The 22,724-nt window shown below is 72.6% G+C and carries 21 protein-coding genes; 15 read left to right on the forward strand and 6 right to left on the reverse strand.

Annotation, left to right across the window (positions count from 1 at the left end):
- Positions 1-101: 101 nt before the first annotated feature.
- The 5 genes from AB0E67_RS27785 to AB0E67_RS27805 all read left to right on the forward strand — a co-directional run bounded on the left by AB0E67_RS27785 (position 102) and on the right by AB0E67_RS27805 (position 6,953).
- Positions 102-3,089, forward strand: a complete 2,988-nt coding sequence (locus AB0E67_RS27785) for a GNAT family N-acetyltransferase (RefSeq protein ID WP_362031631.1) — start codon at positions 102-104, stop codon at positions 3,087-3,089.
- A 194-nt stretch (positions 3,090-3,283) separates the two neighbouring features.
- On the forward strand, positions 3,284-3,880 hold the full coding sequence (locus tag AB0E67_RS27790; RefSeq protein ID WP_362031633.1) for a DUF5998 family protein: 597 nt from the start codon (positions 3,284-3,286) through the stop codon (positions 3,878-3,880).
- Complete coding sequence (locus tag AB0E67_RS27795) at positions 3,880-5,067, forward strand: nucleotide pyrophosphatase/phosphodiesterase family protein (protein WP_362031635.1); 1,188 nt, start codon at positions 3,880-3,882, stop codon at positions 5,065-5,067. Before AB0E67_RS27790 ends, AB0E67_RS27795 begins: the two co-directional genes overlap by 1 nt.
- 236 nt (positions 5,068-5,303) lie before the next feature.
- Positions 5,304-5,954 (forward strand): thymidine kinase, encoded by a 651-nt coding sequence (locus AB0E67_RS27800; protein ID WP_073789875.1) that lies wholly within the window; start codon positions 5,304-5,306, stop codon positions 5,952-5,954.
- Positions 5,955-6,014: 60 nt separating this feature from the next.
- Positions 6,015-6,953, forward strand: coding sequence for a PaaX family transcriptional regulator C-terminal domain-containing protein (locus tag AB0E67_RS27805; RefSeq protein WP_362031637.1), 939 nt, complete (start codon positions 6,015-6,017; stop codon positions 6,951-6,953).
- Positions 6,954-6,977: 24 nt separating this feature from the next.
- Here the strand turns inward: AB0E67_RS27805 and AB0E67_RS27810 are convergent, their stop codons facing one another.
- Positions 6,978-7,757, reverse strand: coding sequence for a VOC family protein (locus AB0E67_RS27810; RefSeq protein WP_362031639.1), 780 nt, complete (start codon positions 7,755-7,757; stop codon positions 6,978-6,980).
- A 238-nt stretch (positions 7,758-7,995) separates the two neighbouring features.
- On the opposite strand from AB0E67_RS27810, the gene AB0E67_RS27815 reads away from it, so the two are divergent.
- Complete coding sequence (locus AB0E67_RS27815; RefSeq protein ID WP_362031641.1) at positions 7,996-8,823, forward strand: sulfurtransferase; 828 nt, start codon at positions 7,996-7,998, stop codon at positions 8,821-8,823.
- 224 nt (positions 8,824-9,047) lie between these two features.
- On the opposite strand, the gene sepH is transcribed toward AB0E67_RS27815, so the two are convergent.
- Complete coding sequence (gene sepH, locus AB0E67_RS27820) at positions 9,048-10,094, reverse strand: septation protein SepH (RefSeq protein ID WP_362031643.1); 1,047 nt, start codon at positions 10,092-10,094, stop codon at positions 9,048-9,050.
- A gap of 498 nt (positions 10,095-10,592) precedes the next feature.
- Here sepH and AB0E67_RS27825 point away from each other — a divergent pair, with 498 nt between their 5' ends.
- Positions 10,593-11,636 (forward strand): hypothetical protein, encoded by a 1,044-nt coding sequence (locus tag AB0E67_RS27825; RefSeq protein WP_362031645.1) that lies wholly within the window; start codon positions 10,593-10,595, stop codon positions 11,634-11,636.
- 78 nt (positions 11,637-11,714) lie between these two features.
- On the opposite strand, the gene AB0E67_RS27830 is transcribed toward AB0E67_RS27825, so the two are convergent.
- Together AB0E67_RS27830 and AB0E67_RS27835 are read right to left on the reverse strand one after the other, a co-directional pair.
- Entirely contained in the window at positions 11,715-13,037 is a 1,323-nt protein-coding gene (locus tag AB0E67_RS27830; protein WP_362031647.1) for a D-arabinono-1,4-lactone oxidase, read from the reverse strand.
- Positions 12,994-14,241 (reverse strand): MFS transporter, encoded by a 1,248-nt coding sequence (locus tag AB0E67_RS27835; RefSeq protein WP_362031649.1) that lies wholly within the window; start codon positions 14,239-14,241, stop codon positions 12,994-12,996. Before AB0E67_RS27835 ends, AB0E67_RS27830 begins: the two co-directional genes overlap by 44 nt.
- Positions 14,242-14,481: 240 nt before the next feature.
- Here AB0E67_RS27835 and AB0E67_RS27840 point away from each other — a divergent pair, with 240 nt between their 5' ends.
- Together AB0E67_RS27840 and AB0E67_RS27845 are read left to right on the forward strand one after the other, a co-directional pair.
- Positions 14,482-15,609 (forward strand): ferrochelatase, encoded by a 1,128-nt coding sequence (locus tag AB0E67_RS27840; protein ID WP_362031651.1) that lies wholly within the window; start codon positions 14,482-14,484, stop codon positions 15,607-15,609.
- 122 nt (positions 15,610-15,731) lie between these two features.
- On the forward strand, positions 15,732-16,547 hold the full coding sequence (locus AB0E67_RS27845; RefSeq protein ID WP_362031653.1) for an inositol monophosphatase family protein: 816 nt from the start codon (positions 15,732-15,734) through the stop codon (positions 16,545-16,547).
- A 319-nt stretch (positions 16,548-16,866) separates the two neighbouring features.
- On the opposite strand, the gene AB0E67_RS27850 is transcribed toward AB0E67_RS27845, so the two are convergent.
- Entirely contained in the window at positions 16,867-17,040 is a 174-nt protein-coding gene (locus AB0E67_RS27850) for a hypothetical protein (protein WP_199883344.1), read from the reverse strand.
- A gap of 397 nt (positions 17,041-17,437) precedes the next feature.
- On the opposite strand from AB0E67_RS27850, the gene AB0E67_RS27855 reads away from it, so the two are divergent.
- The 4 genes from AB0E67_RS27855 (at position 17,438) to AB0E67_RS27870 (ending at position 21,020) form a co-directional block, all read left to right on the forward strand.
- Entirely contained in the window at positions 17,438-18,091 is a 654-nt protein-coding gene (locus tag AB0E67_RS27855; protein WP_362031693.1) for a response regulator transcription factor, read from the forward strand.
- A 6-nt stretch (positions 18,092-18,097) separates the two neighbouring features.
- Positions 18,098-19,327 carry an ATP-binding protein gene (locus AB0E67_RS27860; RefSeq protein WP_351516334.1) on the forward strand — a complete coding sequence of 410 codons (1,230 nt, stop codon included), beginning with the start codon at positions 18,098-18,100 and terminating at the stop codon, positions 19,325-19,327.
- Between the two features lie 403 nt (positions 19,328-19,730).
- The gene (locus tag AB0E67_RS27865; protein WP_003965732.1) at positions 19,731-20,027 is read left to right on the forward strand and encodes a DUF4193 domain-containing protein; all 297 of its coding nucleotides are present in this window, start codon (positions 19,731-19,733) and stop codon (positions 20,025-20,027) included.
- Between the two features lie 12 nt (positions 20,028-20,039).
- Positions 20,040-21,020 (forward strand): hypothetical protein, encoded by a 981-nt coding sequence (locus AB0E67_RS27870; RefSeq protein ID WP_362031656.1) that lies wholly within the window; start codon positions 20,040-20,042, stop codon positions 21,018-21,020.
- A gap of 71 nt (positions 21,021-21,091) precedes the next feature.
- Here the strand turns inward: AB0E67_RS27870 and AB0E67_RS27875 are convergent, their stop codons facing one another.
- A complete protein-coding gene (locus AB0E67_RS27875; protein WP_351516338.1) occupies positions 21,092-21,547 on the reverse strand; it encodes a DUF3093 domain-containing protein in 456 nt (151 codons plus the stop codon).
- 58 nt (positions 21,548-21,605) lie between these two features.
- Here AB0E67_RS27875 and AB0E67_RS27880 point away from each other — a divergent pair, with 58 nt between their 5' ends.
- Positions 21,606-22,190: a PaaI family thioesterase gene (locus tag AB0E67_RS27880; protein WP_362031658.1), complete on the forward strand. Its 585-nt coding sequence runs from the start codon at positions 21,606-21,608 to the stop codon at positions 22,188-22,190.
- Positions 22,190-22,723: a dUTP diphosphatase gene (gene dut / locus AB0E67_RS27885; RefSeq protein ID WP_362031660.1), complete on the forward strand. Its 534-nt coding sequence runs from the start codon at positions 22,190-22,192 to the stop codon at positions 22,721-22,723. Before AB0E67_RS27880 ends, dut begins: the two co-directional genes overlap by 1 nt.
- Position 22,724: the final 1 nt, after the last annotated feature.

Genomic DNA, 22,724 nt, shown 5'->3' on the forward strand with positions numbered 1-22,724 from the left:
GCGCCACACCCACGAGCGGTGCCGCAACGCCGTTCGGCCCCCCTCAGACTGCCCCGGCCCCGGCGGCTACGCGAGTGGTGGACGAGCCGTAGTCTGTGCCCATGCAGTCCTCGACGGAGCAGAGTCCGCGTCACGTCTATCCCGACCACTGGGAAGCGGACGTGGTCCTCCGTGACGGAGGCACCGCGCGGATCAGGCCCATCACCACGGACGACGCCGAACGCCTGGTCAGTTTCTACGAGCAGGTCTCCGACGAGTCGAAGTACTACCGCTTCTTCGCCCCGTACCCCCGGCTGTCCGCCAGGGACGTGCACCGCTTCACCCATCACGATTACGTCGACCGGGTGGGGCTCGCGGTCACGGTCGGCGGCGAGTTCATCGCGACCGTCCGTTACGACCGGATCGACGGACGGGGCAGGCCAGCCTCCGCGCCCGCGGACGAGGCGGAGGTCGCCTTCCTGGTCCAGGACGCGCACCAGGGCCGGGGAGTGGCGTCGGCACTGCTGGAGCACATCGCCGCGGTGGCCCGCGAGCGCGGCATCCGCCGCTTCGTCGCCGAGGTGCTCCCCGCCAACACCAAAATGATCAAGGTGTTCCGGGACGCCGGCTACACCCAGCGGCGGAGCTTCGAGGAAGGCTCCGTCCACCTCACCCTGGACCTCGAACCGACGGCCGAGTCCCTCGCCGTCCAGCGCGGCCGTGAGCAGCGGGCCGAGGCGCGCTCCGTACAACGGTTGCTCGCCCCCGGGTCCGTGGCCGTCATCGGGGTCGGCCGGACGCCCGGCGGTGTCGGCCGCACGGTCCTGCGCAACCTCCTCGCGGCCGGATTCACCGGCCGTACGTATGCCGTGAATCGTTCCTTCGCCGCCGACCGGGACACCATCGACGGCGTCCCCGCCCACCGCCGCGTCGGCGAGATCGGCGAACCGGTGGACCTCGCGGTCGTCGCCGTCCCCGCCGAGCGGGTACCGGAGGCCGTGGCCGACTGCGGCGAGCACGGCGTCCAGGGTCTCGTCGTCCTCTCCGCCGGATACGCCGAGTGGGGTGCCGAGGGCAGGGACCGGCAGCGCGAACTCGTCCGCCAGGCACGCTCGTACGGGATGCGGATCATCGGTCCGAACGCCTTCGGCGTCATCAACAACGCCGAGGCCGTCCGGCTGAACGCCTCCCTCGCCCCCGAGCCGCCCGAGCGGGGCCGTATCGGTCTGTTCACCCAGTCCGGGGCGATCGGCATCGCCCTGCTCTCCCGGCTCTACCGGCAGGGTGCGGGGCTCTCCACCTTCATCTCCGCGGGCAACCGGGCCGACATCTCGGGCAACGACTTCCTGCAGTACTGGTACGAGGACCCGGACACCGACGTCGCCCTGCTCTACCTCGAATCGTTCGGCAATCCGCGCAAGTTCATGCGGCTCGCCCGGCGCACCGCGGCCGTGAAGCCCGTGGTCGTGGTGAAGGGGGCCCGGCACACCGGCGCCACCCCGCCCGGCCACGCCGTACCCGTCAGCCGGATCCCGGACGCGACGGTCTCCGCCCTCATGCGGCAGGCGGGCGTGATCCGCGTCGACACGGTGACGGAGGTGGTCGACGTGGGTCTCCTCCTCGCGGACCAGCCGCTCCCGGCGGGCCCCCGGGTCGCGATCCTCGGCAACTCCGAGTCGCTCGGCCTGCTCACCTACGACGCCTGCCTGACCGAGGGTCTGCGTCCGCGGCCGCCCCTCGACCTCACCACCGCCGCGACGCCGCAGGACTTCCGGGACGCCCTGACCGAGGCCCTCGCCGACGACGACTGCGACTCGGTGATCGTCACGGCGATCCCCTGGGTGGGCGAGGACGGCGAGGCGGAGAACGGCGGCGGGGAGGTCCTGGCGACCGCGCTCCGCGCGGCGGCGGCCACCGGTCCCGCCAAGCCCGTGGCCGTCGTCCACGTGGAGATCGGCGGGCTGGCGGAGGCCCTGTCCGTGGCCAGCGGCACGGCCGCGCCGCGCCCGGCGAAGCCGTCCTCCACGGCCAGCGAGCCCGCGGACGCCCGGCCCGGGACCGCACGGCCCGCGACCACTCCGTCCGTGTCCGCCTCCGCGCACGCCCGTACCGCGCCCGCCGGAGCCCCGGGCACCCGGGAAGCGCCGAACGGCCAGGACGGCCGGAACGGCCAGGGCGCCCGGCCCACCCCGGCCGGCCCGGGAACGGACGGCAACGGACCGGACGGCCGCGCGGGCCGGATCCCCGCCTACCCCGCCGCCGAACGGGCCGTACGCGCCCTGGCCGAGTCGGTGCGGTACGCGCAGTGGCGGCGGCAGGCCGCCGTACCCGGCAAGGTGCCCGAGTTCCTCGACGACACCATCGACGAGCCGGGTACCGCCGAGCTGATCGACACCCTTCTCGGCCCGGACCCCGCCCCGCGCGGCAGACAGCTCACGCCCGACGAGGCGTGCGAGCTCCTCGGCCGCTACGGCATCGCCGTACGGCCGACACTGCCCGCCCCCGACCCGGATGCCGCCGTCGCCGCCGCGGCACGGATCGGTTATCCCGTCGCGCTCAAGACCACCGCGCCCCATCTGCGTCACCGGGCCGATCTCGGCGGTGTGCGGCTGGACCTCGCGGGGGAGGACGCGCTGCGCCGCGCGTACGGCGAGCTGACCGAACTGCTCGGCAGGCCCGCCGAACTCCAGCCCGTCGTCCAGGCCATGGCGCCGCGCGGGGTCGACACCGTCGTACGGGCCTCGATCGACCCGGCGGCGGGCGCCGTTCTCTCGTTCGGGCTCGCGGGCGCGCCCTCCGAGCTCCTCGGCGACACCGCCCACCGTCTGGTTCCGGCCACCGACCGCGACGCCGCCGAGCTGATCCGGTCCATCCGGGCGGCCCCGGTGCTGTTCGGCTGGCGGGGTGCGGCCCCCGTGGACACCGCGGCGCTCGAAGAACTGCTGCTGCGGGTGTCCCGGCTGGTCGACGACCACCCCGAGGTGGTCTCCGTCGCCCTGGAACCGGTCGTGGTCGCCACCCACGGGCTGGCCGTCCTCGGCGCGAGCGTCCGGCTCTCCCCGCCGCCGCCCCGCACCGACCTCGGCCCCCGCCGCCTCCCCAACTACTGACCGGACGGCCGCTGCCGGGACGTTCCCGTCGCCGAAAGGGCCGGGACCGGGCCGGGACGTTCCCGCCGCCGACAGGGCCGGGACGTTCCCGTCCTCACCGCCCCGCTCCCACGAGAGCGCGGACCACCGTGTCCCCGGTCCGCGCCGCCGTACGACGTCCCCGGCAGTCATCCGCCCCCCGTAGGATGGTTCCCATGGCTAAGACCGGTACGACGACCCAGGGGCTGCGCGCGGCGATCGAGCGCAGTGGCTACTACCCGGCCCTCGTGGCCGAGGCGGTGGAAGCCGCCGTGGGCGGTGAGCCCGTCGCCTCGTACCTGGTCCACCAGGAGACCACCTTCGACTCCAACGAGGTGCGCCGTCACGTCACGGTCCTGGTCCTCACGGGCACCCGTTTCATCGTCAGCCACACCGACGAGCAGAACGCGGACACCACCTCCCCGTCGCCGTACGCCACCACCTCGACGGAATCGGTCAAGCTCGACCGCATCTCGTCGGTCGTGGTCAGCCGGGTCGTGTCCGACCCCGAGAAGTACGTGCCGGGCACGCTGCCCCGCGAAGTCGTCCTCACCATCGGCTGGGGTGCGGTCTCCCGCATCGATCTCGAACCGGCGGCCTGCGGCGACCCCAACTGCGAGGCCGACCACGGCTACACAGGCAACTCGACGGCCGACGACCTGAGCCTGCGGGTGAGCGAGGCCGGGGACGGCCCGGACACCGTGCGCCAGACCCTCGCCTTCGCGCAGTCCCTCTCCGAGGCCACGGCCGCGACCGCGGCGACCAGCCGCTGATGGCTCAGCCGGCCTGGCAGGACCCCGTTCTGCTCGACGTCGACACCGCTCCCGTCCCCGAGTACGGCAGCGGCTCCCTCGCCGATCTGCTGCCCACGCTCGTCGCCGGGCAGGGCGTGCCCGGTTTCACCGCCACGATCCCCGAACTCGCCCCGGCGGACCGGAACTGCGTCTTCCTGATCGACGGCCTCGGCTGGGAACAGATCAAGGCGCACCCCGACGAGGCGCCCTTCCTGCACTCGCTGCTCCCCACCTCGCGCGGCGGCACCGGCCGCCCGGTCACGGCGGGCTTCCCGGCCACCACGGCGACGTCACTGGCCTCGGTCGGCACCGGACGCCCGCCGGGGGAGCACGGCCTGCCCGGCTACACCGTGCGCGATCCGGACACCGGCGAGCTGATGAACCAGCTCCGCTGGCAGCCGTGGACCCCGCCCGCCGTCTGGCAGCCGCATCCCACCGTCTTCGCGCTCGCCGACGCCGCGGGGGTGCGCACCGCCCAGGTCTCCGCACCGGCCTTCGAGCGGACCCCGCTCACCCAGGTCGCGCTCAGCGGCGGCACGTTCCTCGGCCGGCTGACCGGCGAGGAACGGATGGACGTCGCCGCCGAACGCCTCGCCGCGGGCGACCGGTCGCTCGTCTACACGTACTACAGCGAGGTCGACGCCAACGGCCACCGCTTCGGTGTCGGCTCCGACTCCTGGCGCGGACAGCTCATGCACGTGGACGGTCTGGCCCGGCGCCTGGCCGAACAGCTCCCGCCCCGCTCGGCGCTGTACATCACCGCCGACCACGGCATGATCGACATTCCCTTCGACGAGCGGTCGCGCATCGACTTCGACGAGGACTGGGAACTGCGCGCGGGCGTCGCGCTGCTCGGCGGCGAGGGCCGGGCCCGGCACGTGTACGCCGTCCCGGGCGCCGAGAACGACGTCCTGGCCGTCTGGCGCGAAGTGCTCGGCGAGCAGTTCTGGGTGGCGAGCCGGGACGAGGCGATCGAGGCCGGATGGTTCGGCCCGACGATCGACGAACGTGTCCACGGCAGGATCGGCGACGTCGTCGCCGCGGCCCACGACGACGTGGTGATCACCGCCTCGGTCAACGAACCGCACGAGTCCGCGATGGTCGGCATGCACGGCTCGATGACCCCCACCGAGCAGCTCGTGCCCCTGCTCGAAGTACGCTCGTAGCCGCTCCCGCGCAGGCACGTCTCCCTCTCGATCCGCCCGACCGCCCCACAGCGTCCGAAAGGCCCTCAGTTCCCCATGCCCGAGCCCGTGTTCTCCTCCGGTGCGACGGACCGCGCAGGGCGCGCCGTCGTGCTCGGGCATCCGTCGCCCCGCGAACGGGTCGCGCCGCGCCGGTACCGGCCGGTCAGCGGGTCCCTCCGGCGCTCCCCCTCGATCCGGAAGATTGTGCTCCACTGATGTCCGAACTGGTTTTCTTCTCCGGCACCATGGACTGCGGAAAGAGCACGCTGGCGCTGCAGATCGGGCACAACCGGTCCGCCAGGGGGCTGCGGGGCGTGATCTTCACCCGGGACGACCGCGCGGGCGAGGGGAAGCTCTCCTCCCGTCTCGGACTGGTGACGGAAGCGGTCGAGGCCGCACCGCACATGGACCTGTACGCCTACCTCGTGGCCCAGATGTCGAAGGGGGGAAAGGCCGACTACGTCATCGTGGACGAGGCGCAGTTCCTCGCCCCCGAGCAGATCGACCAACTGGCCCGGATCGTGGACGACCTGGACCTGGACGTCTTCGCGTTCGGCATCACCACGGACTTCCGCACCAAGCTCTTCCCGGGCTCGCAGCGGCTGATCGAGCTGGCGGACCGGGTCGAGACGCTCCAGGTCGAGGCGATGTGCTGGTGCGGAGCGCGGGCCACCCACAACGCTCGCACGGTGGGCGGCGAGATGGTCGTCGACGGCGAGCAGGTCGTGGTGGGCGACGTGGGCGTGGCCGCCGAGACCGTCGGGTACGAGGTCCTGTGCCGTCGTCACCATCGCAGGCGGATGACGAGCGCGACGGCGCGCGCGGCCGCCCTGTCGCCCGACGTGCTGCCGGTCACCTCGGGCTGACCTCCTGTCGGGCAGCCCCGTCCTCCCGGGGCCCGCGGCGCGGGTGCTTAGGATGACGCCGTGAACACGGCGAGCGGGGAAGAGTCCGCGCCCGGACCGGGATCCCCGGGCAAGGCGCAGCCGAGGCAGCTGATCGTGACGGTCTACGGGCTGTACGCGCGCGACACCGGCGGCTGGATGTCCGTGGCCTCGCTGATCCGGCTGCTCGCCGACCTGGGCATCGAGGGGCCGACCGTGCGGTCCTCCGTCTCCCGGCTGAAGCGCGCCGGAATCCTCGAAGCGGAAACGGTGTCCGGAGCGGCCGGATACCGGATCTCGCCGGACACCGAACGCGTCCTGCGCGACGGCGATCCGCGCATCTTCGCGGCGCGGCGCGCCACCGTCGACGAGGGCTGGGTGCTCGTCGTCTTCTCCGTGCCCGAGTCCGAGCGCGCCAGGCGGCACACGCTGCGCACCCAGCTGACCAGGCTCGGCTTCGGATCCGTGTCCGCCGGGGTGTGGATCGCACCGGGCCACGTGTACGAGGAGGCGGAGGACATGCTGGCCCGGCACGGGCTGCGCTCCTACGCCGACCTCTTCCGGGCCGACCACCTCCCCGCGGCCGGGAGGACGGAGACCGGGATCCCGGTCGGGAACGCCTCCGAGGGCGAGTGCGGGCCGGGCAAGGGCCGGGCGGGCCGCGCGGAACTGGCCGCGAAGGTGCGCACCTGGTGGGACACCGTCCGGCTCCAGCGGCTCTACGCCGAGTTCCTCGCGGCGTACCGGCCGGTCGCCGAGCGCATCGCGGGCGGGGGCCGGGTCACCGACGACGAGGCGTTCACGACGTACATCAGGGTCATCACCGACTGGCGCCGGCTGGTCTACCTCGACCCCGGTGTCGCCCGGGAGCTGCTGCCGGCCGAATGGAGCGGAACCGAGGCGTCCGACCTCTTCGACGAGCTCCACGCCCGGCTGTCCGGCCCCGCCCGCCGCCATGTCGAACGGCTCCGGGCCGGCTGACGCCCCGGCCCGGAGCCCATAGGTTCAGAGCCTGTCGAGTGACCGCACGATCGTGAACACGGCGCCCTCCGGGTCGGCCACGGTCGCGATCCGGCCGAAGGAGCCGTCGCGGGGCGGCTGGAGGACGTACCCACCCAGGTCCACCACACGACGCGCGGTCGCGTCGGTGTCGTCGACCTCGAAGTACGTCATCCAGTGCGGCCCGCGGTCGCGGGGGAGGGCATGACCCACGCCGTGCAGCGAGGCGACCGGACGACCGCGCAGACGCAGCGTCTGGTAGTCGAAGTCGGCCGCTGAGACCGCCTCCGCCTCGTAGCCGAACACCGTCTGGTAGAACTTGCAGACCGTCGAGGTCTCACGGGTCAGCAGCTCGTTCCAGACCGGGGTGCCGTGGGTGCCGGAGAGCGCCGTGCCGAGATGCGCGGCGGCCTGCCAGATCCCGAAGACCGCGCCCCCGGGATCGGCGGCGACGGCGAGCCGTCCCGCCTCGCCCGCGTCGAGCGGCCCCACGGCGACCGTGCCGCCGCAGGAGCGGATCAGCTCCGCCGTGGCATCGGCGTCGTCGGTGGCCAGATACGTCGTCCAGGCCACGGGAAGGAGGCGGTCGGACGGCAGCTGTCCGATGCCCGCGACCACCTTCCCGCCGATCGACGCGCGGACGTACGGACCCAGTTGGTCCGGTCCGGGCGCGAACTCCCAGCCGAACAGACCGGCGTAGAAATCCTCTGTGGTGCTCAAGCCGTGCACGATCAGACTCACCCAGCAAGGTGTTCCGGGTGTGCGCCGGGCGGGAGCCTCGGTCATCGTCACTCTCTCCTCGGACCATCGTGGTGGCCGTACGGGGGGAACGGGGCCGTGTGCCGTGGTGCGGCACGGGTGGTGCGCGCCCCGTGCAGATGCTCGCACCACCCGGCGCTCCATGCGGCCCGGCCGCGCCGCATCGGCCGGGATCTCGACAGAGAGGCCGGAAACATGCGGTACATCCGGTTCGGTGGTGTGACGGCGTTACGGGTGGGACCGCTCCTGCGCGAGGATGGTTCCCATGAAGCCGATCATCACCGCGCCCGAATGCGCGAGCGAGCTGGCGGGGCCACGTCCGCCGGTGCTCCTGGACGTACGTTGGCAGCAGGGCGGCCCGCACGGCCGCCCGGACTACGAGGCCGGACACATCCCGGGCGCGGTCTTCGTCGATCTGGACGCGGACCTCGCCGGTCCGGCGGGCAGTGGTGGACGCCACCCCCTGCCCGACCCCGAGGAGTTCGGCGCGACCATGCGCAGGGCCGGTGTCCGCGCGGACACCCCGGTGGTCGTGTACGACGGCGGCCAGGGCTGGGCGGCGGCCCGCGCCTGGTGGCTGCTGCGCTGGACCGGGCACGAGAACGTCCGGGTGCTGGACGGCGGCCTCGCGGCCTGGGAGGAGAAGCTCGACACGGAGATCCCCACGCCGGACGAGGGCGACTTCCGGCCGGTGCCCGGCGCCGTGCCGCTGCTGGACGCCGACGGGGCGGCGGCGCTGGCCCGGTCGGGCCTGCTGCTCGACGCGCGGGCCGCCGCACGCTACCGGGGCGAGGTGGAACCGATCGACCGGGTGGCCGGCCACATCCCGGGCGCCGTCTCGGCCCCGACCACCGAGAACGTGGAGGAGGACGGCCGGTTTCTGCCCGCCTCCTCGCTGGCGGCCCGCTTCGGTGAGCTCGGCGCCGACCGGGCGTCCGAGGTCGGTGTCTACTGCGGCTCGGGCGTCTCGGGTGCCCATGAGGTGCTGGCCCTGGCCGTCGCCGGGATTCCGGCGGCGCTCTACGCGGGCTCCTGGTCCGAGTGGACCGCCGACGGGACCCGCCCGGTCGCCACGGGCCCCGACCCCCGCTGACGCGAGGCGTGCCGGACTGGGCGCGGCGCGCGGCCGGGACGCGGTCCGGTCGCGCTTCTCCGGCCGCTCCTTCCGTGCCACGCGCTTCTTCCGGACCGTGCGCCGCTTGCGTGCGGTGCGTCGCTCCCGGGGCACATGTCTTTCCCGTGCCGCGCGCGCAGGACACGGCACGAGGGTCCGTACGCCACGGCGTACGGACCCTCGTCATGCTGCGGTCGGCCCGTTCAGTCCTGTTTTTTTCGGCGGGTGCCGAAGACGATCTCGTCCCAGCTCGGCACCGCGGCCCGGCGGCCCGGGCGTACGCCGTCGGCCTCGGCCTGACGGTCCGTGGTCCCGATCAGCCGGTCGCGGTGTCCGGCCACCGCCCGCGGCATCAGCACATCCGCGTAGGCGGAACCGGCACCTGCGGAGGCGGCCGCCGCGGGCGGCTCGTCGGCCTCCGGCTCCTCCGCGACCGGGTCCGGGACAGGGGGATCGGGCCGTTCCGGGACGACCATGTCGCCGCGGAAGCTCGGAACCGCTTCCAGCAGGCTGGTCAGCGAATCGCGTTCACCGGACGAGATGCCGCCCACGTGCTCCTCGGGGTCGGGCACGGGGGCCGGGAGCGACGGGCGGTCCAGGGAGCGGTCCAGCGGCCGGTCGCGGGGCAGCCGGGCGATCCGGGGCACGAAGGGGAAGGTCGGCTCGGGCGCGGCGACCTCGTCGGTCTCGCCGATCAGCGAACGCGCCTCGTCGTCCATGGCTTGGACCAGCCGACGCGGCGCGTCGTACGTCCAGCTCGCCGAGTGGGGTTCGCCCGCCACCCGGTAGACGAGCAGGACCTCCCAGGTGCCGTCGTCGCGGCGCCACGAGTCCCACTGGACGGTCTCCTTGTCGGCGCCGCGCAGCAGCAGCCGCTCCTTGACCGCCTCGCCGAGCAGGGGACCGGTGTTCTCGCCGGGACGGCGTACGGGGGTCTTGCGGGCGCGCTCGGCCATGAAGGCGCGTTCCGCGAGGACAGGGCCCTCGAAGCGACGGACACGGTCGACCGGGATCCCGGCGAACTGGGCGACCTCCTCGGCGGAGGCGCCCGCCCGTATCCGCGCCTGGATGTCGCGCGGGCGGAGGTGGCTCTCCACCTCGATCTCGATCTGGCCCAGCCGCGCACGGTCGTTGCGCACGGCGGCTCGCAGCCGCTCGTCGATCGGAAGCGTGTACTCCGTGTTGTCCGCAGCCTTGAGCACCAGTCGTGTGCCGTCGTTGGAGACGGCCACGACACGCAGTTCGGGCATGGGGACCTCCCGGGTGGTGCCTGCCGACGTCACGTGCGTCGCTGCTTCCGCTAGTCGAGTGTGGCCTGCCCGGGTGCAGCCTGCCACAACATTGCCGTGTTGCCCGGTGTGTCGAGCGTGAGCCCTTGACCGCCGGTATGACACGGTGACCCATTGTGCAACATGAAGCGACTTCTGGTCACATCATGTAGCCGATCCCCGTGCGATGCCGCGGCGCCGCCGGTTCGAGCGCCTCCTTGCGGCCCCCTTCCCGAAGATCCCGGACACCCGTGCGGGAATCCGGCTCAGGGCTCGTCACAGTACTCCATTCGGGCCATGTGAGTGGACCGCCGCGCCGTCGAAGTTGTCGTCGGGTGCGGCAGTTGAGCTACCCAGTCGGGGGTCGTATGCCCCTCGCGCGTGTCCTGCTTCACAGAATCTCCCGAAGCGGAACTAATCACTTCGCTCAGATGTCCCTATCTGTTGCATGGTGGGAGAGATGTCAATCAAGGGCTGGAAATGGTGCAGAAGCCGGAAAGTGACACGGATCCCAAGGAAAAGCGAATAGATCTGAGCCTGCCGCAGGTGGCGGGCAGCGCCGTGGCGGCGGTCGCCGCGGCGGTGGCGGCCTCCCAGTTGGGCGTCTACGGAACGATCCTGGGCGCGGGGGTGATGAGCGTCGTCGCCACGTGCGGCGGTTCCGTCTTCCAGCACTTCTTCCGTCGCACGGGGGAGCAGATCCGCGAGGCCACGGTCCAGGCGAAGCACCAGGGCCGCGAGGCGGCCGGGCGGAACCGGGGGGCGGGCGACGCGCGGGCCGCGCGGGGGGAACGGCGGTCCTCACCGGAGCGGGGCCACGGCGGGGTCGAGGGTGCCACGACGGCGCTCCCCGCCATGGACGCGACGACCGTGCTCCCCGCCGTCGACGCCACGACCGTGCTGCGCGCCGTGGACACCGATCAGGACTCCCCCCTGCCGACCGGGCCGTTCGGCGCGACCCGGCCGCTCGCGGCGGTCCGCCCGGGCCGGGGCGGTCCGCCCGACGAGGAGTTCTCCGAGGCCACCACGCACGGCACCCGGTTCCGGGGCTGGAAGCGCTCCGCTGCCGGGGCAGCCGTGGTCTTCGCCGTGGCCATGGCCGGAATCACCACGTACGAACTGGTCTCCGGGAACGACCTGAGCGGTGGCCGGGGCACCACCGTGGGCTCCGTCGTGCGCGGCGGCGAACGGGACACCGGGACGAACGACCCCGCGCCGTCGACCGGCACCGGCCCGGACCGGGACCGGACGCCGGGGCAGGAGAGCGGCGAGGCCCCCGGCACGGCGCCGGGCGACGGCCAGAGCCGGAACCCCGACTCCGGTCAGGACGGCCGCGCCCCGGCCGATCCGACGCCCAGCCCCACGCGGCCCGGCGACAGCGGTGAGGGGGCCGGTCCGTCCCCGGCGGCCACACCCGCCCCGTCGGCCCCCGGCGACGGCGGCGTCGCCCCGCAGCCCACGGATGCCGGGCAGGCCCCGGCGCAGGGCGGACAGGCCACCACCGGCACCGACACCGGCCGATGAGACCGAAGGGGCGGCGCCCTCCAGCACCGCCCCTTCGGCCCGGCCTCCGGCCACACGACGCCACTTTCGGAACACGCCCTAGTCGCCCAGCACCCGGCGCAGATAGGCGTTGCCGAACAGCCGGTCCGGGTCGAGCCGGTCGCGTACGGCGGTGAACTCGCCGAAGCGCGGGTAGACCTCGGCGAAGTACTCCGCGTCGCGGGTGTTGATCTTGCCCCAGTGCGGGCGGCCGGCATGGGCGGTCATGATCCGCTCGACGGCCGTGAAGTACGCCTGGTAGGGCGTGCCCCGGTACATGTGGACGGCGATGTACACGCTGTCCCGGCCCGAGGCCGTGGAGAGCGCGATGTCGTCGGCGGGTGCGGTGCGCACCTCCACCGGGAAGCTGATCCGCAGCGGAGAACGATCGACCATCGCCCTGACCTCCCGCAGCGCCTCCAGGGCGGCCTCGCGCGGCACGGCGTACTCCATCTCCACGAAGCGCACCCGGCGCGGACTGGTGAAGACCTTGTAAGGAATGTCGGTGTACGTACGAGCCGAGAGCGCGCGGCTGGAGACCCTGGCGATCGACGGGATCGTCGCGGGGAACGCCCGGCCGACCGCACAGGCCGCCTGGAAGACCCCGTTGGAGAGGAGTTCGTCCTCGATCCAGCCGCTGACCTTCCCGGGAGGCGCGGCCGGTCCCGCGCTGCGGTTGTTGCGCTTGGTGTTGCAGTTGCCGGTGTGCGGGAACCAGTAGAACTCGAAGTGCTCGTTCTCCGTGACCATCTGGTCGAAGTCGGCCGTGACCCGGTCGAAGCTCATCGGCTCCTCACGGGCCGTCAGCAGGAAGACCGGCTCCACGGCGAAGGTGATCGCCGTGACGACGCCCAGCGCGCCGAGCCCGATCCGGGCGACGGCGAAGACGTCGGCGTTCTCCTTCTCCGAGCAGGTCAGCACCCGCCCGTCGGCGGTGACCAGTTCGAGGGCGCGGATCTGCGCGGATATGGACCCCGAGTCGCGGCCGGTGCCATGGGTGCCGGTCGACGTGGCACCGGCGACCGTCTGCTTCATGATGTCGCCCATGTTGGTGAGCGAGAGGCCCTCCCGCGCCAGGACGGTGTTGAGCCGCTCCAGCGTCGTGCCGGCCCCGACGGTCACCGTCATCGCCTCGCGGTCGATCTCCCGGACGCCGGCGAGCAGGTCGGGGCGGATCAGCAGTCCGTCGGTGGCCGCCACCGACGTGAAGGAGTGCCCGGAGCCGACCGGCTTCACCCGCAGACCGTCCTCGGAGGCCCGGCGCAGCGCCTCGGCCAGTTCGGGCGCGGAGCCGGGGGTCACGGCCCGCGCCGGACGTGCCGTGACGTTCCCCGCCCAGTTACGCCACGCGCTCGTCGTCGTCCGTGCGCCGGTTCCGGTCATCTTCCCCACGCCCTCCCGTAGCGGCCGGCCCGCTGAGCCGGCGGTACCCCAGGAACGCCACCGCGGCCGCGAGCGCTCCCGCTGCGGCGGGCACCGCGTACCCCGCCTCGGCCCCGGAGGCGTCGACCACCCAGCCGGCGGCCGAGGAGCCGAGTGCCACGCCGACGGCGAGCCCGGTGCTGGTCCAGGTCATGCCCTCGGTCAGTGCGGTGCGCGGTACGTGCTGCTCGACGAGGGCCATGGTGGTGACCATCGTCGGTGCGATGGCGAGGCCTGCGACAAAGAGCGCCACGGCCAGGAACGGCAGGCTCCCGGCCAGTTGGAGGGGGATCATACTCACGGCCATCGCGCACACACCCAGCAGCCACCGGGTGGACGGCTTCCCGCCCGGCCGCAGCAGGCCGAAGACGGCCCCGGCCACGCAGGACCCCAGGGCGTACACGGCCAGGACGAGACTCGCCGCCGCCTTGTGCCCCTGCTCCTCGGCGAAGGCCACCGTCACCACGTCGATCGCCCCGAAGATCGCCCCGGTCGCCATGAACGTCACCACGAGCACCCGCAGACCCCGGGAACGCATCGCGGAACCGCCGGTGTGCTGCTCGCGCGGGTGCGGGACCGGTTCGGTGGCACGCTGCGCGGTCAGCCAGACCACGCCGACCAGCAGGAACACCGCCGCGAGCAACGGGCCCGCCTCCGGGAACCAGGACGTGGACAGGCCGATCGAGATGATCGGCCCGAAGATGAAGCACACCTCGTCGACGATCGACTCCCACGAGTACGCGGTGTGCAGCCGCTGCGGCGAACCGCGGTAGATCTCCGCCCAGCGGGCCCGGATCATCGAGCCCACGCTGGGCACGCCGCCGGCGCCCGCCGCGAAGACGAAGAGCGTCCAGTCCGGCAGCCGCTGCTGCGCGCAGACGAGGAGCCCGGCCACCGCCGCGAGCGCGACGAGCGTGGCGGGCCGCAGCACCCGGCACTGACCGTGACGGTCCACGAGCCGGGAGATCTGCGGTCCGATCACGGCCGCCGACATCGCCAGCGTCGCGGAGAGCGCCCCGGCGAGCCCGTAGCGGCCGGTGAGCTGGGAAACCATGGTCACCACGCCGATGCCCATCATGGACAGCGGCATCCGGCCGAGGAATCCGGCCGCCGAGAACCGCTTGGTGCCGGGGGCGGCGAAGATCGCGCGGTAGGGACTGGGCAAGGAAGGCTCCGGGGCGATGCGATCGAACGTGCCTGTGACGAACGTGTCTGTTGCGCCTGGATGCGGCCGGTACAGCTTATGGGCGGGGGACGGGAGGGGAGCGGGGCGGGCCCCGGGCTCCGCGCGGGAGGCCGGGGGCGGGCACCCGGACCGGGGCTGGCGCGGGCGGCCGGGGCGCGGAGGCGGTGCCGGGGGATGTCGGTGGAAGCACTGACCGGGGCGAGTGGCAGGATCGATGGCATGTCCGATCTGTGTGATCCCGCTCCCTACGACGCCCTGCTGCTGCTCTCCTTCGGCGGCCCCGAAGGCCCGGACGACGTGGTCCCGTTCCTGGCGAACGTGACCCGCGGCCGGGGCATCCCCGAGGAGCGGCTGAAGGAGGTCGGCAAGCACTACTTCCGGTTCGGCGGCGTCAGCCCGATCAACGCCCAGAACAGGGCGCTGCTGGACGCCCTGCGCAAGGACTTCGCGGAGCACGGCCTGGACCTGCCGGTGTACTGGGGCAACCGCAACTGGGCGCCCTACCTCACCGACACCCTGCGCGAGATGGTCGCGGACGGCCGTCGCCGCATCGCCGTCCTCGCCACCAGCGCCTACGCCTCCTACTCCGGCTGCCGGCAGTACCGCGAGAACCTCGCGGAGTCGCTGGCCGCCCTGGAGGCCGAGGGGCTGGCGGTGCCCCGCGTCGACAAGCTGCGGCACTACTTCAACCACCCCGGGTTCGTGCGGCCCATGGTGGACGGCGTCCTCGCCTCCCTGGCCGACCTGCCCGAGGACGTACGGGCCGGGGCGCACCTCGCCTTCACCACGCACTCCATCCCCGTGTCCGCCGCCGACACCTCCGGCCCCGTCGAGGGACACGGCGACGGCGGCGCCTACGTCGCGGCCCATCTCGACATCGCCCGTCTGATCGTCGACGCGGTGCGCGAGGAGACCGGCATCGAACACCCCTGGCGGCTCGTCTACCAGTCCCGCAGCGGCGCCCCGCACATCCCGTGGCTTGAACCCGACATCTGCGACCACCTGGAGAGCCTGCACGGCGAGGGCGTCCCCGCCGTGGTCATGGCCCCCATCGGTTTCGTCTCGGACCACATGGAGGTCCTGTACGACCTCGACACCGAGGCCACCGCGAAGGCGGCCGAACTCGGACTCCCGGTCCGCAGGTCCGCGACCGTGGGCACCGACCCCCGGTTCGCGGCGGCCGTGCGCGAACTGGTGCTGGAACGGGCCGGGACCGAGCGGGGGTGCGCTCCGGAGCGCTGCGCCCTGGGCGCGCTCGGCCCGAGCCACGACCTGTGTCCGGTCGGGTGCTGTCCGGCCCGGGCACCCAGGCCCGCAGCCGCGGGCGCCGACAGTCCCTACGCCTGATCCGCCCGGGGCGTACGGCGGCACCGCCGCCCCGCCCGGGACCGAGGGCCCGCCGTGGCTTCCGTCGCCCGTGCCTCGCCGTAGTCCGCCGACATCCGTCGTCCGCCGACACCTGGAGCGCCGTGACCGACCCGAACCCGTCCGAACTGCTCGACCTCGCCCTGGAGGCCGCCCGTCGCGCCGGTGAGCTGCTGCGCGACGGCCGCCCGGCCGACCTGGGCGTGGCCGCGACCAAGTCCAGTCCGATCGACGTCGTCACCGAGATGGACATCGCCGCCGAGAAGCTGATCACCGGCCTCCTCGCCGAACGCCGCCCCCAGGACGGCTTCCTCGGCGAGGAGGGCGCCAGCACGCCGGGCAGCAGCGGTGTCCGCTGGGTCATCGACCCGCTCGACGGCACGGTGAACTACCTGTACGGCCTGCCCACCTGGGCCGTCTCCATCGCCGCGGAGCGGGACGGCGTGCGGATCGTGGGCGTGGTGGAGGCTCCGATGCGCCGGGAGACGTACTGGGCCGTGCTCGGCGGCGGCGCGTACGCCCGCGGGGCGCACGGCGAGAACACCGCTCTGCGCTGCCGGCCCGCGCCACCGCTCGACCAGGCGCTCGTCTCGACCGGTTTCAACTACGTCGCCCACGTCCGCGCGCACCAGGCGGACGTGGCCCGGCGGCTGATCCCGCGGCTGCGCGACATCCGGCGCGGCGGCTCCGCGGCCGTGGACCTGTGCGACGTGGCGGCGGGCCGCCTCGACGGCTACTACGAGCGCGGGCTCCACCCCTGGGACCTGGCGGCCGGTGACCTCATCGCCCGCGAGGCGGGGGCGTGCACCGGAGGCCGCCCCGGGCTGCCCGCCGACGGGGACCTGACGGTCGCCGCGACGCCGGGCGTCTTCGAACCGCTTCAGGCCCTCCTGGAGGAATACGGCGCCTGGCACGACTGAGGGCTGTCCCGCGGTCCCCGGCGGCGCACATCGACAGCTGCGGCACCTCGCCGCGCTGGCCGCGCTGTCGGGGAGCCCGCGTACGTCCAGCATGCGGGCGTCCCTCCGTCCTGCGATGCGCCACATCCGGGGCGCACCGATCCACCACGCGTCACGGGACAGCCCTCGGGGCCCGTCGTCGACGCACCGTCGTTCGACCGGAGGCCGGCCCGCGCGGCGGACGGGACGGGGAGAGGCCGCAGAGGCCCGTCAGGGGCCCCTGGAGCGGCAGAAGGGCCCCGACCACCACGAACGGTGGCCGGGGCCCTCTCGCGACGGTTCAGACGCCGGTGGTGCCGATCTTGACGCCGTGCTCGGCGGCGAGGCGGTGCAGGTCGTCCAGTTCGCCCTGCTCGACATCCGCGAGGAAGTCGTCGCCCGTCTCCCGAGCCCTTGTGAGGTCGGATTCGGTCGTCCTGATCCGCTGCAGCAGACCAGCGGTGAAAGCGTCCATAATGCGCCCCCTCATCGTGGGTCGGTGGCACGGGGGTGTGCCCGGGGTTTCCCTCCGCGCGGTGGCGGTAGGGCGGTGATCACGCACTCTCCGGGGACGGAGTGGCCTGTGGCACGCCACATTCGAGGCGTGATCTCGGGTGTGAATGCGTCCTCCCCGGCCCGAACCTCACAGAAACCTCAACTGGCCCGGAAATCCGGTGAATTCCCGGGGGGTCCGGGCCGGTGAACGCCGTCTTACCGCCGGTTTATGCGCGTTGCGGGCAGGATGGAGCAGCGCATGACCGTGTAGATGAGCGGTCCGCTTCACGGACCGTGTGCGCATCGGCACGCTCTGCGTTTTCGACGTGGTGAAGCCTGAACGTGAAAACGTGAAATCTCTGAGGAAGGACAGCGCCGTGCGCGTACTCGTCGTGGAGGACGAGCAGCTGCTCGCCGATGCGGTGGCCACCGGATTGCGCCGAGAGGCGATGGCCGTCGATGTCGTGTACGACGGCGCGGCGGCCGTGGAGCGCATCGAGATCAACGACTACGACGTCGTGGTGCTGGACCGGGACCTTCCCCTGGTGCACGGTGACGACGTCTGCCGCCGGGTCGTCGAGCTGGGCGTCCCCACGCGGGTGCTCATGCTCACGGCGTCCGGGGACGTCAGCGACCGGGTGGAGGGGCTGGAGCTCGGCGCCGACGACTATCTGCCCAAGCCGTTCGCGTTCAGCGAGCTCACCGCCCGCGTGCGGGCCCTGGGCCGGCGCACGACGGTGGCGCTGCCGCCCGTCCTGGAACGCGCCGGCATCAAGCTGGATCCCAACCGGCGGGAGGTGTTCCGCGGCGAGACCGAGATCCAGCTCGCGCCGAAGGAGTTCGCCGTGCTGGAGGTACTGATGCGCAGCGAGGGCGCGGTCGTCTCGGCCGAGCAGCTGCTGGAGAAGGCGTGGGACGAGAACACCGACCCATTCACCAACGTCGTCCGGGTCACCGTCATGACGTTGCGCCGCAAGCTCGGCGAGCCCCCGGTGATCGTCACCGTGCCCGGCTCCGGCTACCGGATCTGAGCGCCGATGCCCAGCGTCCCGGCGCCCCCGACGGCGCCTCCGAAGCCCACCTGGGAGCCCAAACAGCCGGAGCCGCCGTACTGGCTGCGCCCGACCATCCGCATACGGCTCACGCTGCTCTACGGCGGCATGTTCCTGATCGCGGGCATCCTGCTGCTCTCGATCATCTACATGCTGGCCGCCCAGGCCCTCCACGTGGGCAGTGAGCTGCCGTTCAGGATCGTGAGCGGCCGGATCGTCAGCGACGTGTGCAACTTCGGCACGAACCCCACGCCGGACGCCATCAACGCGGCGATGAACTCCTGCGTCAACCACCAGCGGCAGCAGGCGCTGGACACGCTGCTGAACCGGTCGCTGCTGGCCCTGGTAGGCCTCAGCGTCATCGCGTTCGCCTTCGGCTACGCCATGGCGGGCCGGGTGCTCTCCCCGCTGGGCCGGATCACCCGCACCGCCCGCAGGGTGGCCGGAACGGACCTGTCCCGCCGGATCGAGCTGGACGGACCGGACGACGAGCTGAAGGAGCTCGCCGACACCTTCGACGAGATGCTCGACCGCCTGGAGCGCGCCTTCACGGCCCAGCAGCGGTTCGTCGGGAACGCGTCGCACGAACTGCGCACGCCGCTCGCGATCAACCGCACGCTGCTGGAGGTGCACCTCTCCGACCCTCAGGCGCCGGCGGAGCTCAAACAGCTGGGGAAGACCCTGCTGGCCACCAACGAGCGCAGCGAGCAGCTGGTGGAGGGCCTGCTGCTGCTCGCCCGCAGCGACAACCAGATCGTCGAACGCAAGCCGGTCGACCTGGCCGAGGTCGCCTCGCGCGCCATCGACCAGACGCGCGCCGAGGCCGAGGAGCGGGGTGTGGAGATCCGCGGCGAGCGGTCCCCGGCCGTCATCCAGGGCAACGGCGTCCTGCTGGAACGGATCGCGCTGAACCTCGTGCAGAACGCCGTGCGCTACAACGTGCCGGAGAACGGCTGGGTGGAGGTCACCACCACACTGCAGTCCGGCCACGCCGTGCTGGTGGTCTCGAACACGGGGCCGGTGGTGCCCGCCTACGAGATCGACAACCTCTTCGAGCCCTTCAGACGGCTGCGTACGGAGCGGACGGGGAGCGACAAGGGGGTCGGGCTCGGCCTGTCGATCGCGCGGTCCGTGGCGCGCGCCCACGGCGGCCGTATCGTCGCGGAACCCCGTGAGGGAGGGGGCCTTGTGATGCGCGTCTCACTGCCCGTCTGACCGCGCCGACGCGGCGAATCGTACCCGAAGTGCTTTGTTCGCTTTGGGCGGAATTTTCGTGACCTGTGACCAAGGCGTCCATGTGTGATCGATCACAGAAACGAATTTCTATACGTCAACGCTCCGTGATGGGCGCCCACGCCGGAAATCCCGCAAAGCCGGGGTTTTCGGGGCCCGATATCACGGGAAGTACACGGGGTGGCGCCCGTGAAGCGCGACGCGAGGGCCGTGTACGGTCCCCATCGCCACCCAGACCGATCACTCCCGAGCGGTCCTTTTGGGTGTCGATTGAGTAACAGACCTTGATGTGAGGCAAAATCTCCGCCTCGGGTCGGGCACAAGTCCGGCCTCTCACGCGTTACGTGCGCTGAGACACCGCAGACACCCAGAGGGGGAGAGCGACATGGCAACCGATTACGACACTCCACGCAAGACCGACGACGACGTCGATCAGGACAGCCTCGAAGAGCTCAAGGCGCGCCGCAGCGACAAGACGGCCTCCGCCGTCGACGTCGACGAGTTCGACGCCGCCGAGGGCCTGGAGCTGCCCGGCGCGGACCTGTCCAACGAGGAGCTGGCCGTCCGGGTCCTGCCGAAGCAGGCCGACGAGTTCACGTGCATGAGCTGCTTCCTCGTGCACCACAGGAGCCAGCTGGCACGGGAGAAGAACGGTCAGCCGATCTGCCGCGACTGCGACTAGGTCGAGTCGGCCGTGACAGGCGACAAACCGTTCCGGAGGCGGCGCCTGCGGCGCAAGAAGTCGTCGGAGGCGGACCAGGGCGGAACAGGCCCGGCGAAAGGCGTGGTGACGCCTGCCGGGCGGTCCGCCCTGTCGCCCTCCCCAGGCGAGCGGTACGACGAGCGAGGCCGGTCGGCCTCGCTCGAAGCAGCCTCGGCACTCGAAGCGGTGACCGCGCAGGGGGGACATGAAGGAGCCGGCCCGGCCCACGGGGCCGGACAGCTCGACAGAACGGGGCCCCGGACCGCAGGGGGCCGTCTGAGCTCGGTGAAACGGGGCGTGCGCAAGGGTGGGGAGGGCGCCAGGGTCGCGATCGGTCATATCGCCGACCTGATCATCGAGTCCGCCCCCCGCGTCCCCGTGCGCGACCTCGCGACGCTGCGCAAGCAATTCAAGGGCCTCGGGCCCGAGGACCTCGCCGACAAGCTCGTCGCGGGCGCGAGCAGGGCGAGCGCCACCGTCGGCGCCGGTATCGGCGCGGCGGCCATGCTGCCGGTGCCGCCCGCGATGCTCACCGAACTGACGGCGGAGATCACCGGCGTGGCCGCGATCGAGCTGAAGCTCGTCGCGGAACTCTACGAGGTCTACGGGCTGCGCCCGCCGGGCGGACTCACCCAGCGGTCCACCGCCTACCTCACGTCCTGGACGGAGGAGCGCGGCATCGACGTCGCCCAACCCACGACGATCAACGCGGCGCTGGGCGGCCGGATGAAGCGCGAACTGCGCCAGCAGATCACGAAGCGCATGACGCGCGATCTGCCGAACCTGATCCCGTTCCTGGTCGGCGCCGCCGTCGGCGCGATGATGAACCGGCGCGACACCCGGAAGCTCGCCGACAAGATCAGGAAGGATCTGCGCGAGCGCCAGGTCCCCTGGGACCGGCTGCCGGAGCTGCCGCCCCTGGAACGGGCGCGCGGCCCGCGCAAGGGGCCGCGGAAGGAACCGGAGAACTGATCCGCGGGCCCGGGGAACGTCGAAGCCCCGGACACCACCCCGCGAGGGCCGGCCGGCGCGGGATCCTCCGGTCAGGAACGCGCCGAGCCGAGGGCGGCGACCAGCGCCTGCGGTTCCCGGGTCGAGAGGTAGACGTACGGAGTCGGGTCCTGCGGGTCGGTGACCTCCACCCGGACCGCCGTGGGGATGTAGCTGCGCAGCAGCATGAAGGCACGGGTGTCGGCCTTGTACGAGCGCCACGCGCGCGCCTCCTCGCCGTCCAGCACCTCGGCCTCGCCCAGCGCCGAGACCGGGATCCGCGCGTCCCCGGCCACCAGAGCGCCGGCCACCACCCGGATCCTGGCCGAGCCGTACGAACTCACGGCGATCGCCGACAGCGCGCTACCGCCCGCCAGACCGGCCAGCAGGGGCACGGTGCCGAGCGGCAGCAGCATCAGCGCGCAGGCGATGCCGACCAGGAAGGCGATGAGCCACCACGAGCGGGGCGCGGTGAGGCGTTCGTCGAAAGGCGGGGCGGAAGGCTGCATGCGTCCAAGCTTGGCACGGTGCGCCCCGGCATCGGCCGCGCGGGTAAGGTCTGCGCCTGTGAGTGGAACATCTGCGGCTCTGAATCCCCCCGCCGACGCGGTGGAACCGGTACGGCACCCCGAGGCCCCGGCCCCCGGCGAACTCCTCGGCGCGCACTACGAACACTGTTTCGGCTGCGGTGGGGCACAGCCGCACGGGCTGCACCTCCAGGCGCGGGCCGGCGAGGGCGTGAGCGTCACCGCCGAGTTCACCGTGCAGGCCGCTCACCAGGGCGCCCCGGGGCTGGCGCACGGAGGTGTCCTGACCACCGCGCTGGACGAGACGCTGGGCTCGCTGAACTGGCTGCTGCGGGTGATCGCGGTGACCGGGCGGCTGGAGACCGACTTCGTGCGCCCGGTGCCGGTGGACACCGTGCTGCACCTCGACGCCGAGGTCACCGCGGTGCACGGCCGGAAGATCTACTCGCGGGCGACCGGACGGATAGGCGGCCCGGGCGGACCGGTCGCGGTCCGCGCCGAGGCCCTCTTCATCGAGGTGAAGGTCGACCACTTCATCGAGAACGGCCGTCCGGCCGAGATCCGCGCCGCCATGGCCGACCCGGACCAGGTCCGGCGTGCCCGTGCCTTCGAGGTGAACCCCTGATGCGACGGCCCGTGGACGTCCTGATCCGCCGCCTCGACCCGGAGGTGCCGGTTCCGGCCTACGGACACCCTGGGGACGCCGGGGTCGACCTGGTGACCACCGAGTCCGCCGAACTCGCCCCGGGCGAGCGGGCGGTGCTGCCCACCGGGGTGTCGATCGCGTTGCCCGACGGATACGCCGCGTTCGTGCACCCGCGCTCCGGCCTCGCCGCGCGCTGCGGAGTCGCCCTCGTGAATGCCCCGGGGACGGTCGATGCCGGGTACCGTGGAGAGATCAAGGTGATCGTCATCAATCTCGACCCCCGCGAGCCCGTGCGGTTCGAGCGTTTCGACCGGATTGCCCAGCTGGTCGTGCAGCAGGTCGAGAAGGTGCGCTTCCACGAGGTGGCCGAGCTTCCGGGTTCGGCCCGCGGCGAGGGAGGCTTCGGATCCACCGGAGGCCACGCCTCCGCCGGAGCCGATGGTGTCGGGGACGGGATCATCCAGGGCGGGAACAGCTACGCTTCGGTCGTACCCGACCGGGAAGGACAGTGAC

The organism is Streptomyces sp. NPDC032161 (assembly GCF_040636995.1).
Taxonomy (GTDB): Bacteria; Actinomycetota; Actinomycetes; order Streptomycetales; family Streptomycetaceae; genus Streptomyces.

Coding starts and splice junctions, on each gene's coding strand:
- AB0E67_RS27785 (WP_362031631.1), top strand. CDS start 102: ATGCAGTCCTCGACGGAGCAGAGTCCGCGTCACGTCTATCCCGACCAC.
- AB0E67_RS27860 (WP_351516334.1), top strand. CDS start 18,098: ATGCCCAGCGTCCCGGCGCCCCCGACGGCGCCTCCGAAGCCCACCTGG.
- AB0E67_RS27810 (WP_362031639.1), bottom strand. CDS start 7,757: ATGACCGAGGCTCCCGCCCGGCGCACACCCGGAACACCTTGCTGGGTG.
- AB0E67_RS27800 (WP_073789875.1), top strand. CDS start 5,304: ATGTCCGAACTGGTTTTCTTCTCCGGCACCATGGACTGCGGAAAGAGC.
- dut (WP_362031660.1), top strand. CDS start 22,190: ATGCGACGGCCCGTGGACGTCCTGATCCGCCGCCTCGACCCGGAGGTG.
- AB0E67_RS27825 (WP_362031645.1), top strand. CDS start 10,593: ATGGTGCAGAAGCCGGAAAGTGACACGGATCCCAAGGAAAAGCGAATA.
- AB0E67_RS27830 (WP_362031647.1), bottom strand. CDS start 13,037: ATGACCGGAACCGGCGCACGGACGACGACGAGCGCGTGGCGTAACTGG.
- AB0E67_RS27795 (WP_362031635.1), top strand. CDS start 3,880: ATGGCTCAGCCGGCCTGGCAGGACCCCGTTCTGCTCGACGTCGACACC.
- sepH (WP_362031643.1), bottom strand. CDS start 10,094: ATGCCCGAACTGCGTGTCGTGGCCGTCTCCAACGACGGCACACGACTG.
- AB0E67_RS27790 (WP_362031633.1), top strand. CDS start 3,284: ATGGCTAAGACCGGTACGACGACCCAGGGGCTGCGCGCGGCGATCGAG.
- AB0E67_RS27840 (WP_362031651.1), top strand. CDS start 14,482: ATGTCCGATCTGTGTGATCCCGCTCCCTACGACGCCCTGCTGCTGCTC.
- AB0E67_RS27875 (WP_351516338.1), bottom strand. CDS start 21,547: ATGCAGCCTTCCGCCCCGCCTTTCGACGAACGCCTCACCGCGCCCCGC.
- AB0E67_RS27850 (WP_199883344.1), bottom strand. CDS start 17,040: ATGGACGCTTTCACCGCTGGTCTGCTGCAGCGGATCAGGACGACCGAA.
- AB0E67_RS27815 (WP_362031641.1), top strand. CDS start 7,996: ATGAAGCCGATCATCACCGCGCCCGAATGCGCGAGCGAGCTGGCGGGG.
- AB0E67_RS27865 (WP_003965732.1), top strand. CDS start 19,731: ATGGCAACCGATTACGACACTCCACGCAAGACCGACGACGACGTCGAT.